General features: G+C 55.5%; 1 protein-coding gene. It reads right to left on the bottom strand.

The window, feature by feature from the left end; translation table 11 throughout:
- Nucleotides 1-49 precede the first annotated feature (49 nt).
- Nucleotides 50-16,189, bottom strand: coding sequence for a dockerin type I domain-containing protein (locus tag RC85_RS01440; protein ID WP_149752817.1), 16,140 nt, complete (start codon nt 16,187-16,189; stop codon nt 50-52).
- Nucleotides 16,190-16,451 lie beyond the last annotated feature (262 nt).

Here is a 16,451-nt window from a genome sequence, read left to right as displayed (position 1 = left end):
GGACTGACGTTGTTGATCAAACGAACGCTGTCCCATTCTCAAAACGCTCTTAAAACGAAGCAAACACCTGATCGCGAACATCGGAACCTTCCAGCTCCGACGATCTTGCCGACGATGTGTCCTGGGCAAGTGAATCAACGATCGAGTCTAGCTTCACGGATTCGGCCGAATCAAACACGCTGGTCTTTTCAGCGACCGCTGGTTCGATCGAACTTGTTGTGGTTGTTTCCTGAGTTTCGGCGATCAACAAATCACCGATCCGAGTCGAACCGGACGCCATCACACCGCTGGCGACTGGTGCATATCCAATCGCGTCGGCATCCGAAACGGTTTGCGAAACGATCTGAACTTGTTCGCCCTCGGCTTGGGTTGCAAACACTTGTTCGCCATTGGCGTTGGACAATGTCCTGGCCAGGTAGTTGATAACGTTCAAGGCATCCAATGTGGTCACCACACCATCGCCATTGACATCGGGGAACGGTGGCAACCCGGTGGGCAGCACAGCGCTGTCCAATCGGATACTACTGCCACCATTTCGCGACAACGCATTGACCACGTTCAACGCATCCAACGGCGTCACCGAACCACTATCGTTGACATCATTTCGCAGATCCTGAGCCGGAACGTTGACATTATCCGTCTTGGTATTTTGGAAAGGGTTATTTGCGATCACGAATTGCACATCTTCGACTTCGCCAATTTGAAGCTGACCGCTTAGATCAACCGCGTCGCCGGTGGCAGTGACAGTTCCCACATTCTGTGCAGGTGTTAGTCGGAATCGAGCGTAAGTTTCGCCGGCCACCGCAGTCGCAGGTGCCGCAAGCAAGATGTTGTTGACGCCTGTTGCCAAGACCGCACGCCCCAAACCAGCGGACCCAAATCGTTGAACTTCGCTGGCTTCAAAAACGCCGTTTCGATTCCAATCGAACCAAGCATCCAGGAAGAACGGAGTGTTCTGGTCGTTGGTGATTTGGACCGTCAGGTTGGACGAGAAGCCAGACCTTACGTTGCCAATCGTGACGCCGTCATCATCGTCGCCGTTAGGCAATTTGGCATCAGAATCCGGGCTGACGTTTACTCCGATTGCGAAACCAGGATCGACCGCGTGACGTGGTCCGCCATCGACTGCCGACGAAAGGTACGGTGCTGGTGCATCGCCGTAATCGAATCCGCCACCGACAAAGATGGTTAGTTCGGTTCGGCCGCCGGCTTGATTGCTTTGCAACTGGTTACCGACTTCATCGGAAACCGTGACCGTGTCAACCGCACCGACTCCGTTTACGCCACCGGTTCCTTCCAAGAAAATGCGTCTGTCGGCAACCGAGGTTGCGACGCCGGGGATACCGGCACCGGTGATGGCATCAGAGATCACTTCAGCGATTTGCAGATCGGTCTGATCAATTCCAACCACAATCGGAACCGTGGCTGATTGGCCAGCAAAGCCAATTTGAGTCAACGTGCTATCGACCAGTTCAATCGAGTAGGTCGAATCGCCACCCAAAACAACGCGGCCGAAACCAGCATTTTCAGGAGCCAAACCAAGACCGGAACCACCGATCGCGTTGACCATTTGCAACGCCAATTGGTCCAGCGTGATTCCCACTGGCAATGCAATCGGCGTAGCACCCACATTTTCGAGAACGTTGTCGCTGTCGAATTCAAAGATTCTTTCAACCACGGTGCCGCGTCGGACGACAAACGATTGTCCATCGACCACCGAGGCGGCGACATCCGCACCTTCGGTCGGAATTTGAATGCCAAACCCTTGTTCGGTTCCGATGGCTCCGGAAATCACCAAACCAGTGCTAGCGGTGATCGATGACAACGGATTCGTACCTTGCAACTGGACGCTTAGTCCATCGGCAGTCGCAGTCAGATTCAAAATCGATGCATTGATTGCATCCGCAAGTGCAACCGCAAGCAGCGCGTCGTTGCCGGCCAAAGGCACGGTGACCGGTGTGTTGAGCGGGTCGAACAAACCGTCGTTATCAAGTTCAAAGATGACAGTGTTGGTGCCGTCAAAGGCTTCAAAGATGATGCCATCTGCCGCATCATCAGCCAACGTTTCTTCGTCAAAGTTCAACACGATTCCGGTTTCGTATTCAAACCGAGTCGTTTGGTTTTGCAGGTCCAGCAGGCTGAACACGTCGCCGTCGGTGTACTGATCACCATCGGTCGATTGAACAATCGCATCGCTGCCATCTAAGACTCGAATCACATAGGTTGAATCCTGTTCCCAAACGCCTGCGATCGGCGTCAAGCGGATCACGTTGGTGCTTGGGTTGTAACCGAATCGGTAATCGATTCCTTCGGTCAACGCGACATTGTCTCTTAGCAACAGCACCGAAGCACTGGAAACACTGCGGTCGTCGATACCGGTTCCCGGCACGACATCGGCGGGAGCCAAACCATCGATTAATTGGATGTCAAAGAATGATGGTGCCTGACCAAAGACACTGACCACGCCCGACTGGACATCAAGGTTGTCCGCCAACGGCGTCAACAAAACGATACGTGGTCCAACCAGGTCGCCACGATCCGATGCACCACGATCTTTAAAGACGCGTTCGCCCAGACCGCTTGGCGTTTCAACATTCGGATCATCGACGCGAAGTTGTCCGTTGACATCCAAGCGAGGTGCCAAGATCGGCGAAGGCGGAAGGCCCAGCGGATTCTTGACCGTGGTTAAACTGGCCCGGTCTTGAAGCGAATCAATCGAACTATCGATAATTTCAGAGCCGGCGGCCGGTGCAAACACCAGTTCCGACGCACCCACAAAGACAACTTCGGCATCCGACAATTCTTGTGCGAATTCACCAACCCCGACGCCATCGGGCACGTTGGTGGTGTTTCGGTAATAGGTGTTCGCACCCAAAATCGTCAGCGCGTTGTTGGCATCAACGGAGATGCCGGTCGCCGAATTAGAAATGATGTTGTTCAGCAACGCTGGTGCCGCATTGCCGACCAACTCGATTCCAATCCCGCCGGGATCAAAGGAATCTACCGAGACCGAGCTGATCGCGCCGACGGCGTCGATGTCAGCACCCAGTGTTGCACTGGTGTTGTCGCCTTGACGCAAATCGGTCAGACGCACGAATGCGAATTGGTCCTGAGTTCCAAATCCGAACGCGTCCAGATCAACGGTGTTGGTCAGCCCGCCAACGGTTCCCACGTTCTCAAAGAATTCCCCGTCGCGACTGATTTCGACCGAGACCGATTCCACGGCTCCGGTTTCAAAGACGATCAAATCGCCTCGTGAATCACCGCTGCCGGTCAGCAGGTTGTTGGTGAATTGGATCGTGACTGACCCGCCCAGTCCAAGTGACAACGTGCTGTCCCCATCGACCGGTTCGCCACCACGTCCAGGCAATTCAGGAGCACCCAAGATCGCAGCTTGATTTTGGAAGATCGTATTCGGCTCTGCACTACCAAGGTCAGGTTCGTAGGCGACGATGCTATCGGCAAACGAGATCAAACCTTGTTCAAACAAGACGCCTTGAATCGTCGCAGCCGGTGCTTCGGGGCCCGGGGTGATCGATCCGCCGATGATCGTGTTGTTGACGATTCGGTCAAACGCGATTGGATCGCTTTGCGTTTCGCCTGCTCCTAAACCAATGCCATTGATCTGCAAACCACCGGTTCCGTTGAAGGCGATGACGTTGCTTTGCACGATCACACCCGGCTTGATGCTTTCAGTATTTAGTTCCACCAAGTTGCGTGGGTAACGAACGACCGCTGGTCCCTCGGTTCCGGCAACAGTCGCCGTCAAACCATGATCCAATGCGATTCCGTATTCTGAATTGAATAAGAAGCGACTGTTTTCAACCATGATCACGCCTTGGACATCACGATCCGCGTTGTCGTCTCCACGCAGGTCATTGCGTCCCACGCCGGCAAGCGCGCCGCCGTCATTGTTGACAACAACATCAGCGAACAGATTGACGCGTGAAGTCGTGCCGCCATCGATACCGCTGACAGGCAATGCGGGAACGTTGATCACCGATTGAACTTCGGATCGTGAAATTGCCGCGATGATATTGGCGGCAACTTCCGCGGCGGTTTCGGGCCGAACAATCCCTGTTCCGGCAATCGGCAGATTGGTGATCGGATCAATGGATTCACTGCCTGGTTGAACGGTCGTTAGCGTGAACGGAACCTGAACGTTGCCCGGTGTCGCGCCGTCGGAATTTCCGTCTGAATCAAGTTGGTCGAATTCAAAAGTGACGGTGTTTCGGCCGTCAAAGATCTCGAACGTCGAACCATCGCGAATCTCACTCGCAGGCAATGCATCCAGGAACCGCGATTCTGACAAACGCGTGTTAGTGTCGAAGGTTCGGAACTGTGATCCCGCACCCGAGTTGACGTATTCGGACGCACCGCGAATTTCGACTTGGTAGCTGCCCGTATCCAATTGGCTGGTCGGGTTGGCGGGGTTGGGGAATTCGCTGCGCAGGTCGGTAATGAAGTCGCCGGGTGCGGCAGCGGATCCCGTCGCAATTTCGCCACGTTCGGCAAACCCGATGATGAAGTCGTCTAAGTAGACACCTTCAAATTCATTGTTTTCTGCACCGCCAACGGCACCTGATCCGAATTGATCGCCCGAACGTTGTGAACTGTTCACAAACGGTCCTGGATCATCAATGGTCAACGATGGAATCAAGACCGAACTGCCGTCGGTTGGCAAGACTTCGGTGATCCCGTTGGCAAAACGATCGGCCAAAACTTGTTGGACTTCCGCAGCGACTTGCGAAGCCGTCATCAAACGACTGATTGGAACCGAGATTCCAGCAACCGTGTTTTGACCAGAGATGGTAAACAGGTTGCCCGGTGTTGCCGAAACACTTTCAAGCCCCTGCAATTCGACAAGGTTTCCAACCGACTGAATGGCGACGTTGGAACCGATCGCGAAGGTTGCTTGGTAGGTGCCCGCGGTGTCGTCGGGAGTCGTTGCACTGTCAAACAGCGGGCTGTAAACCGCGTTGGCCAGTCCGCTGATACCGATGAAGTAGGTGCCGGTTTCGGCGATGTTAAACGACTTGGTGTTGTTCTCAGTCGGCTGAGCAAACAGCTCAACACCGCTGGCATCAAACAATCGGATCGCGACATCAAACGGAGTCGCAAATTGATTGACGCCCGTGACATCAACATCCAATGTGCTGAGTTCTTCTAGCTCGATTCGGAACAGGTCCACGTCATCAACGTTGGTCGCATTAACGGCGGCGGATGCCGGATTGTTAAAGTCACCGACGACGGAATCGTTGCCCAATTGGCCTTGCCCAACCAGCGTCACATTGCCACCAGAATAGGGCAGCGAGATCGCTTCAAACGTTCGGTCATCGCGTCCAACAATCGCTACCGGATCGCTGTCCTGACGCTCGCTGAAATTCAGGTTGTTGACGATCGTGTTTGGCGGCGGTGACAGACGGACCGCTTCGGTCACCAGTCCCGCAATTTCGGACGCCGTCAATTGCGAAACCGAAGTCGTCGATCCCGTGATCAATTCGATGCGATTTTCGGTTGTGATTCCCGTTCGGTTGCCGTCATCAAGAACATAGGTTTGACCATCGATGGTGATCGTGGCCAGAGCCGTTGGGTCGGCGTAGAGTGCCGACAATTGCGGGCCGCTAGGAACGCTGATCGCTGGTGACAGATCAATCGCAAAGGTCTCGCCACCAATGCGGAAGGTGTCGCCATCGACAAGCTGATCGCCGGCGGTGGTTCGCAAGCGGAGCGAACCGGTGTCGGTGGTGCCGGCGGTTGAGAATTCGATTCGCAGACTCAGTCCCGCTTGCCCGGCAAAGCTGCCAACGGGCACGCGTGCTTGACGCCATGAATCGGTGTTGTCAAAGAGTTGTTGGACATCGACATCGATGTCGTCGTCGTACTGGCCAACTGCTGCTGGGTCATCAAATTCATCGTCGAACAGTCCAACGCCGCGAGCGGTGTTGTTGCTGGCGACCAAGTGTTGGGCACCATCACTGGTGATGACATAGACCCGCAATGCGTCACGGTCGCCGCTGATCGAATCAGAACCGTCGGTTTCCAGGAAGTAGTTGAAGTACAACATCGGCTCATCATCGGCCGAGTAACCATCCAGACTGAACGCATTACTTTGAATGACGCCCTTGGCACCGCCCGGCAAGTTGTAAGTGTCTTCGACCGCCGCGCCATCTTGTCGAGGGTTCGCGACTGAACCGTCATTATTGAGGACAACAGGACGTTCAGCGGTCGGATACAGACCGTTGAACGCACCCGCTTCGTAGGTGAACGCTAAGCTAGATCCGCCCGGCGATGATCCGCGGGTGCCGTTGAAAATTTCATTGATACCGTGTCCTGGATCGGCACCGCGTTGGTTGGTGGTGTGCCAGAGGTTGAATCCAAGCGTGCTGAAGTCCAATCCGCGAGCACCTCCAACGCCGGTCGAAATCACGCTTCGTCCACCGGCAAAAATGTTCTGCAATTCACCAGCGGTGTTGAAAGCGTAAATGTCGCCAGCCGTGGTGATACCAAACAAGGTTTGCCGAAGTTCCCCGCCATTGAAACTGACGGGGCCACTTCGTAGACCGGAGAACGTGACGCCTGTTTGGCCGATTCGAATCAGGTCGGTCGCCGTTGCAACAGGCGTCCCAATTTGTCGTGCGCCCGACGTGGAAAGCTCGCCGCCAGCGATCACGTACAACCCACCGTTGGTGTCCAAAGCGTAGAGACTCTGGGCTCCGTTGGTTTCGGTCACCAACTCGATTCCAGTCACAATTCCGTCTTGACCCAAACCGCCGGCGACAAGAGCGCCGTTGGCCGAAATTGGTGCAGCGTCAAGGAAACCGCCCGTGATGTTAAGCGATCGTCCTGATGCAGTTGATGGAGTGATGGCGATGTTTGAACCGGCACCGAAGGCATCAGCAACCGCCAGCGAAATCCGCTGAGCCACCGTGGCCGCGGTGTCACCTGGGAATGCCAAGACGGTTTCATTAGTTCCAGTGCCTGCGTCGCCCGATTGTGTCAAAGCAGTCGTGTTAAGCGTGACCGCGTTACCACCAGGAAGCGATAATTGAGATCCGTCAGCGACAACCGAAATTCCAACTGAACGCATCGCGCCGGCCAGTCGCGATATCAGCGTTGCCGAGTTGGAGAACTCGGAAACGTTGACGGCGATCGCACCTGCGGAAACCGTACCGTCACCCAGTTGAGTAACGCCATCGCCGACGACGTTGATCGACGGGGCAACGGCTCCGTTGAACGTGACTTCGTCACCGATCGCTACCGCTTGCAATCCAGGGATGTTAGCGTTGATCTGATTCGCAAACGACGATGCGATCAGGTCAGCAGCGAGTGGTTGTCCAATTTCATTAAGCGTGACGATAGGAACACTGTTGAGTCCGACGACGTCGTCGCGAGTGAATTCAAACTGAACGATGTTGCCACCGTCTCCCACCAATTCGACGATCGTTCCATCCGCCAAGTTGCCGGCGGGTGCTGCTTGGGAAAGCTGCAATCGGGCACCTGTATTGAACTCAAAGACTTGAGTGTCAACGGTGACTTGATCGCCGTCGAAGACAGCAGTTCCGGATGTCGAAAGTGTGACGCCTGATTCAATCTCAAACGTGATCGTGTCGGTGCCGTCGGTCAGCGTGAAGGTGTCACCATCAACCAGCGAAGGCACTCGCACACCGGCGGCGTTGGTTTCCACTGGTGCGGTGATTCCAAGCTGCGACGAGATTCCGCCTTGGGGGGCAGTTTGAATCTGTCCAATTTCCCGAGGAATCGTTCCGGCACCCGTAAGAATACCGTTGACGAAGACAACGTCGTTGCCGCTCGCAACCCCGGTTTCCGGAATGAAATCGTACAAGATATTGGTGCTATAACGACCTACAACGCCATTAAAGTCGGCGGGCCGATTCGCAACAAAGAACCCGGACTCGCTTCCGCCAAAGGACGCAATCGTCGTTCCTTCGACATCAAGACCCACGTCGCCAACGGCCACAGATGGAACGCCTTCGTCGTCGAATGCTTGGCTAAACGTGTCAACGCCAGCACCCGGAAGTCCTAGCGGTGCGCTAAGTGCGGCGGTTCCCGTGTCAATTCGATAGTAAAACCAATTGTTGTCATCACGTACGCGGTTACCGAATCCGCTGTAAGCGAACAGTTCGCCATTGGCTCGGAAGGCAACTTCTTCAATTTCGTCGTCAAAGGTTCCGACCGTTCCGTAGTTTTGACCGGTGAATGGATTCACTAGCACCAAGCTGCTGCCGGTGTTGACGTACAGCAGCACGTCGTCGAGCGAATAGTCAATGATCGATTCATTGTCGAACAACAACGGCGTGGTGGGTAGCGTTGCCGTTCCGCCACCACTGAATCCAATGCGGTCTTCGGCAATGCGAGTGACCGAGTCGATCGGTTCTAGGCGAAGCAGCGGGTTGGCTGAATCGGCGTTGAAGAACTGGTCCAGCGGTGCTGGGACTTGTTGTTGGTTCGATACTGCAACGAAGTAGTTGCCTTCGCTAAGTTCGGCTGCACCGATGTACGGATCTTCGGGCGCGGCACTGCCACGGCTGAGGTCGTTGGTGTTGCTTGATGAAGCCAAGCCGGGCAAGTCGTCGGCGATGTTACTGTCACCGCCAACCAAGATCAGTTCGCCGGCTGCGTTAAAGACATAGATCGCCATGTCGGCCCGAGCAAAACCGGCGGCATAATCTAGGTCAAAGACGGTGGAGAAAAACAGTTCTGCATCACCGTCGAAACGCGTGATGTCTTCGTAGTTGACCGTGAACGAATACCAGTCCACGTCCGTCGCACTGTCCAGGCTGCCGGCGAACGACTTCGATGCGTTGTCGGTCTGCAACAAGTTTGAATTGGCGGCTGAATCATTCGCATTGCCAAAATCACCGAGTGGTTGGGCATTGGCAAGCGAGCCATTGTCACCGGGGACTTCGTACTCTTCACCAAGCAGTGGCGAGTGCAACGGTTGACCGATAATCTGCAGACCGTTGGTTGCGTAACGCACGTCGGCAAAATTGAACTGGGTGCCGGCTCGTTCGTCCACTTCTGATAGACGAATTTGCAATTGGTATTTGCCCTGGGACAAACCGTCGCCAACTTGGTTGGGATCGGTCAGTGTTGCAAAGTCCAGCGGATTGGTTGTGTTGCTGCTGCGAACGCGAACGTGATACAGATTGCGTGTTCCGTTTTCGCCTGGCAAGCGAACTCGTAGCCCCGCATCTTTGGGATTGCTGGAATAAGCGTCTTGGGTTTGCGAGCCCAGCGTCCGCTCGGTGACGGTGGCGGTCACGGCGGTGGTGCCAACGACGCCAACGGTGCTGACCAGAATGGTGGGAACCGTGCGGCCGACAAACGCGGCACCATCGAATCGCAATTGAATGACAAAGTCATCACCGAATCGGGAAATGATTCCGGGATTGCTCGCACTGAATTCTCGAGCCGATCGACGGTTCAGCGAAGCGGTAATGTCGCCGAGTTGGTCGGGGTACGCGGTTTCCAATGCGGTTTCGATTGCAAGAGCCGGGTCAACTAAGAATGCGGCCACGGGAATGTCGATCGTGTCTTCGCCAGCGATGCCAAGCGTGATCACTCCGGCGGTCGCGTCGACGATCGATTCACTGATCGTGATCTCTTGCGAATTGACTCGTTCGGTGACCACGGACATCGCTTGCGCGGCGTCGGGGTTGACGTTTGATGCGACAAACAAAGCAGCAGGATTGGTTTCGGCGAGCTGCGAATCATTGGACGATACGAGAACTCGACCGTTGGCGTCGATGAGTTCGACGACCGAATCGAGCTGGTTGCCGGTGCGGTCAATGTCGAGCCAAACTTCGGTGCCGCTTTGCCCAATGAATGAGTAAACATCGACGTCGCTGCGCTGGGTGATGGCACCATCGACGATGAAACCGAGCCGGCGATTCTCATCGCCCGCTTTTTCGCTAGGTGCAAGTTCACCAACGAACTGAGATTGGCTGGGGATTGAATTGTTGTCGATGAAAGCTGTGCGAACCGGTTCTGATTCAGCAACCGCAACCACATTACGGTCGTCGGCAGCTTCACGAACAACGATCCCGTTCCAAGCACCAGGTTGTGGCAACGCTGGTCCAACCGCCGCGTCGGTTGCTAGGACTTCCAGGAAGCTAGTCACGCGTGCGTTGGTCGCGGTCGGATCAACGACCCAGGAAAACGCGGTTGTCACATCGGCTGGACCAAAACTGATTCCAAAGTCGGCGTCGGTTTGCTGAGGCAAATCAACCAAGTCGATATCGCCGGGAACGCTAAAGGTTTGCGTGCCGTCAATGATCGCGGTTTCCAATTCATTGAACTGGTCTGCAGCCCAGCCTTCGTAGGTTGCGTTGGCGAGGTTCACGCCGTCGTCAATGTAAAAACCGCCTTGCGAAAATCCAACACGCGAAACTGAGTTGATCGTGAAAGCGCGGAAATCGGCTTCGCCCGGTGTGCCTCTGGTCACCAAAATGTCATCGACGGTTCCGACATCCTCATCCAAGTACGAAACAACACTAATGTCACCCAACGCAGCTTCGCCACCGTCAAGTTCAATCAAGCTGTTCAGTCGCGTCGTTCCATTGACGAACGATGACGTTGCGATCCAGGTCACTTCTCCGTTGGGACCGGTGAAGGTACCACGGCTTTCCACCATGTCGTTGGCAATCAACGTGGCTTCTTGCGTAATCGTCGTCGCAGCCAGGTTCACGACGCCGGTCGTCGTAGTCACGAACGTGGTGTACCGAGTCACAAAGTCTTCATCGATCAAAATTTGTGCAGTGGACGCCTCTTGGACCGTGACTCCGCTGTTGAGGACATCGTTGCCGTTTCCGATCAGCGTCGAGAAGAATCCTGGGATTTCTTGACTAACATCATTATCGATTAAGTTGCCCTGATCGACTTCGGGTCCAGTCGGCAAACGAACCAGACCGTCGTTGCGCTGTTCAGACAAATCGACGCCAATGATTCCGTCATTGTTGGTGTCAACCTGCGCGACACCGTCAAGCGTAAATCCGGCACCGGCTGAATCATCGGCAAGCGTCGTTAGAATGACGGGGAAATCTGGATGGCCAACGACCTGCAACGAGCCGCCGATGCGATCGGGGATGTCGCGGAATTGTTCGGTTGCCGAGACCAGTGAACCACCAACGACAATGCCAGCGGTCGAGGTTTCGGTGCTCTCGAATTTGACGACCAAACTGCCGCGAGCATCGCTTTGCAGTTTCAATCCGCCAAAGATGTGTTGGTTGGGGATTTCAATGGAATCGTTAACAACGTGAACGATATCGACATCGTCCCAAACGCCGGCGGTTGCCAATTGGCCGCCGCGAACGATCAAACCGTTGATTGCATTGCCTGACAAGATATTGTCTTCGATCAGCGGCCCCGAATTGCCGACCGTTGCGGAACGATCGATCATCCCGGTGCTGCGACCCGGATCAACGACTTCAATGCTGGAAAGCGAATTGATATCCAGTGACAGAGCAGCGCCTTCGCCACCAACGAAAGAGTTACCCGTGATCACGGGTGCGGCAGCACGAACAAAAATGGTGCCTGACGCGTTGTCACCGCGGCCGACTCGGTCACCAAACAAATCGCCACGGCCATCGGCATTTTGTTCCAGCACGCTGTTGGTCAACCGCAGCCGACCTTGATGAATTTCAATGGCGTTGAAGGAAGCAAACCCACCTTCGACTCGCGTTGTACCGCCGGCACCCGCGACGACCGCTTGGTCAATGCTGGCCGACGACGCGTGACCGATGTACAGACCGCCCCAATCGCCAGGATTCAATTCGCCTGATTCACCACGATCGTTTGTGTCAAAAGTTCCGCCGCCACCGTAGCGTTGATCTTCCAGCGAAGTGAAAACAATCGGCTGACTTGGCAACCCTTCGGCAATCAAGTTGGCACCAAAACGTGCCTCGATCCGAGCGCCGTCAATCTTGATGACCGTACCTGGATCGATCTTCAAACTGGCGTCCAACCGGCTGCGAAGGACGGTATCGTTGATCGACAACACGGTCGTTCCGGTTGCTTGGCGATCAGTAAACGACGTGCTGCTGGCGTTTAGCTGCGCAACCAATTGGAATTGGCCGGGCAATCCAGAGGTCGGGTCGATCGTGGCTCGGTACAACCGTCGCGAAACGAAGTCGTTTCCGGATGTGATCGCTGGCAATTGCTGCAACCGGATGCCACCGGTTTGCGTGGTCGTGACGCTGACGGTCGGTTGGCTGGCCGCGGATTCAATGCCGGATGAATTGACGTTGGTAATTCGGTACGTGTACCGACCGGGGGCGATGTTGCCATCAGCGTTGACTGGATCGGATTTCACCAACAAGGATGACGGAGCCGATGATTGCAAGATCGGGCCACCGGCGGTGCCTTCGATGATCAAGTTTTCGGCCAACACGTGAACGATGTCGGTATCGTCAAACCGAGCAGCGGTGCCGATCGTTTCCAACACGTCGCCCGTTCGTGTCACCACGCGAATGAACAATCCATTGATACTGTTATCAATGATCGTGTTGCCGGAAATGTCCGGGCCGACTCGGGTGTAATCCGGTGTAAACAGATTGCCGGACTGATAGAACGGATCGGTGAAGCGGGTTTCGGTGAAGGTGTCTGGCGTCGCCGCGATCGCTGCATCGGCGCTGTCGCGGATGCGTGAATTGATCACGGTGGCACGAGTAACCGCCATATCGACTGGGGAAACGACTACGGATCGTCCGCCGATCGAAACCGCACCACCGCCGTAGCGGATGTCGGCCATTTGAATGTGGTTTAGGAAGACGCCTTCGAGTTCGCGGTTGCGCCGTGATTCATCGGCAGCGTCCAAGTCGCCGCGGAAATCGATGCCGCCCCAATCACCAGGGCCCGGTTGGCGGATCACCTGTGACGAATTGCCCATGCCCAACGTTGTGTCGTTGATGCTGGTGAAGTAGACGCTGCCGGGAATGATATTGTTGGTCGCATCGCGAGCGGGTTGTCCGGTCGCAGTGATGATCGACGGAGTGCCTAAGACTTGCAGCGCCGAGTCGCTGGCGTCGATCAACGGCGAAACGCTGCCGACTCCGATTCGACTGCCGCTTAGTTTCAAGATGGCACCGGAATCGATGACCATTCGAACGCCCTGAGGCAAGTTCAATGAGGTTCCATCGACCAGTGCAGTTCCGTTGTTGGCAAAGCCAATTTGGTAGCTGAAGTTGTCGGTCACCGTTTCGACTCGGCCGTCGGTGCCCCCGTTACCGATCACTCGAACGGTGTCGCCAGGATCGGCGGCTGCGAGTGCCATGTCGATTTCGCGGAAGGGATTGCCAACGCTGCCAAGCGGTCCGCCGCCCGCGGGCGCGGCTTTGTCCACATAGATCGTGTTGTTGCTGTCGCTGGGGACAAACCAGAAATCAAAGACACCGCCGGGACGATTGTCGCCGTCGCCATCAAGTGCCACGCCGGTCGTGTCCAAAATTGCGTTAGTGATGCTGGGTTTGAAATCGATCGCCAGCTCGTAATCGCCTTCGGTCAAACCACCAAACCCAGATCCTTCGACGGCCGGATCGTAATTGGTGTTGCCGCGCGCACTGACACCGATGACATACGTTCCCGCTTCGACTTCCAGATCAATCAGCGAATCGTTGCTGAAGTAATCGTCGTTCTGAGCGATCTCTTCAAACGCGCCGTTTCCCGTGTCGCGATACAGTCGCAGGCTGGTGTCCAGCAGGCTGGCATCGGCTAATCGTTCGGCAATCGTCTCGATGGACAATTGGCCTCGCGAACCAAGCGTGAACCGATACAGATCAATGTCGGTGCTGTCGGGGCGGTACAGGAATTGTCCGTGCAGGATGTCCGCCAGCGCCGGGAAAGCGGGTTCGTTGTCCGTGCCCGGTGTGAAGATAAAGTCAGTGCTTTGCGTGACAGGTTGCGGCAGGTCATCAGCGTAGCCGTAGCCCAACAATTGCCCGACGACAAAGAACGCACCGCGGAAAAATTCGCCGCCGAATTGATCGTCGGTCGATTCGTCAAAGTCTTGGAAATCTAAAACGCCAAGGTCAGCGATCCCGTCGCCATCACGGTCACGAGTGACAACGGCGATGTCACCATCACCACTGGTGGCTCGTTCGTCACCGCCGTACAAATCGCCAACGGCGATCGAGATGAATGCGTCGCTGGTAGGAGCGCCTTCGACCTCGACGAAGCTGATGCCCAAGTACTCGCTGTACAGTTGCATGACTTCGCGAACACGTTCTCTTTGTTGTTCGCTGATCGTATTGAAATAAGTCCGGTCTTCCAGGATGCCCGGCGCGTTGGGGTCATCGCCCAACCATGATGGCGCAAAGTCATATTGAATGACGGAAATTCCATCGACGACATCGGCACCATTACGCACGTAATCCAGTGGCACGGTTCGTGTCAGTCGCGATGGATCGTCGGGACGAATGTTTCGGCTGCCCGGCAAGTCGGGGCCCGGCAGATCGAGTTCGAAAGGTTGGGTGTTAAAAATTTCGCTGGACAGGCGAGCCGACGAAGTGGTGGTCGCTCCGACAGACCACTGCGAGTTCAAATCAAACGCACTGTCAAACGTATCGCCTGGTTCGATAACGTTCGATGACGATACAGCGAGCGAGACTTCGGTGGGCTGAGCCGGCAGGCCTTCGCTAGTGCCGACTCGTAAACGGGCGGCCCCTTCAAGAAATTGACCGGCATTGTTTGGGTCAGGGATGCGTGACAAAGGACGACCGAAATCGAGCGTCGCAATGTTGGTCACATTGTTGTAGGAAACGCTGGCTGGGATGACCGGTTCATCGTCAACATTGGTCGCCGTGTCATTGGTGAAGATGAGTTGGTAGAAGCTGGGCGTTTGAGCCAAGCTAAGGTTCAAGTCGTCGTCGTTGAAGTGAACTTCGATTTTCCCGATCTCGGGACTGAGCGAACCGTTGGCTGAACGTCGAACGGGTTCGGGAACGACCGCGACGACCTTGGGCCCAAGGTTGATCTCAAATCGCTGCGTCAGATCGGTTCCGTCTTGAAAGAGTTCGCCATCGACGCCACGCAGTCCGCTAGCGGAACTGCCAAGGATGTCGATTTGGTAGGTGTCGTCAGGCAGTGGTTCAGCGAAACGGAACACGACTTCGCGCGGTGAATCACCCAGCCCAACAAAACCAGGATTGACCACAACGTCGGTCACGCCGCTAAGCGTCAAGGGAGCAAACGCAGTGGTCCCGCCACCGATGCGAACATTGATGTCGCCTTCTTGCACCGCCGTGGTGATCAGTGCTGCTGATTCAGGATTGTTGTTGATCGCGTTAACGAAGTCAGCCGCAGTCGATTCAGACCCGGGGGCACTGTTCAACTGAACCCGGATGGTTTGATCAGTCACGATGACCACCGGGTTGGCAGGTCCACCAAAGTTGCGACGTTCCAGTTCAACGATCGTGCCGCGTCCATCGACGCCCGGCAATTGAGAAACGATGCGAAGTCGGACCGCGCCGCCGGTGTTGAAATCAGTAACGGCTTCGGCCGCGTTGGCACCGATCAACGTTAGGTTCAAGTCGTCGGGGACTCGCGTTCCAATGTCGGTTTGCGATGAACCGCTGACCTGGACGGCTTCGACCAAACCGGCCGACGCCGGGTTGTTGGCGATTGCCGAAATCAGATCCAGGACGCGCGTCGGTTGGCCTGGGTTGTTGTTGACGTCGATCGAAACCGTTTTGCCGGTGACCGAAATTTGTGGCAGGCTGGAACCGGTTCGGAAGCTTGACGTAAAGTTCAACTCAACGTCGTTGCCAAGACTGCCGGTTTGAATCGATCTGAATTCGACCAGAATCGCGCCGCCGGTCCCCAAGTCCGATGTGGCCGTCGCTGATTCGAATACTCCGTCTTCGCCGGCTCGCGTGATCCGAATCCCTGAAAGCGACGATTCATCGATTTCGGTGTTGTCGTCGAAACGGAACACCAGTTCGTTGGGCGAGACGTTCAAAACTGTGCCATCGGCCAGCAACGAACCTTCGTTGGGCTGAATTCCGATCAAATCGGGCCCGGCAAGTAGCTGCCGTTGCTCGAGCGTTTCGCTCAAAAGTCGGCGATCCTTGCGACGACGCTTTCGTTTCAATCGGTCCGACAAGCCTCGGATAGAAGCTTTGCGTTGGGTCGGTTCGTTAGCACTGCGAAGACGCGAGTCTCGGAGAGTCATCAAGGATGCCTTAATATGAATCAGGTGCGTCGATTTACGCCTGGAAATGCCTTGCGTGAATCAGCGAACGGATCTGTCAGGGGTTTAGGTCGGGGAATCGTCGGGGAAAAGCCTGTGGGTTACATATGCGATTTGACGCATCTGTAGGTAGACCAGAACCAGCTTTGGAGTGTAGTTAGGGGGTCTGGGCAAGCAATGGAAATCGCGTGGGAGACGTGATCTAGCCTGTTTGTTGCCAAAACGACCATCGGAGGATGCCGAT

Origin of the sequence: Rubripirellula obstinata, assembly GCF_001642955.1 — a bacterium.
In the GTDB taxonomy this organism is placed as follows: domain Bacteria; phylum Planctomycetota; class Planctomycetia; order Pirellulales; family Pirellulaceae; genus Rubripirellula; species Rubripirellula obstinata.
The sequence above is the reverse complement of the archived record's forward strand: the minus strand, read 5'-3'. Positions and strand labels throughout refer to the sequence as shown.

Excerpts from the sequence above, each read along its gene's own strand:
- RC85_RS01440 (WP_149752817.1), bottom strand. The coding sequence starts at position 16,189 with ATGACTCTCCGAGACTCGCGTCTTCGCAGTGCTAACGAACCGACCCAA.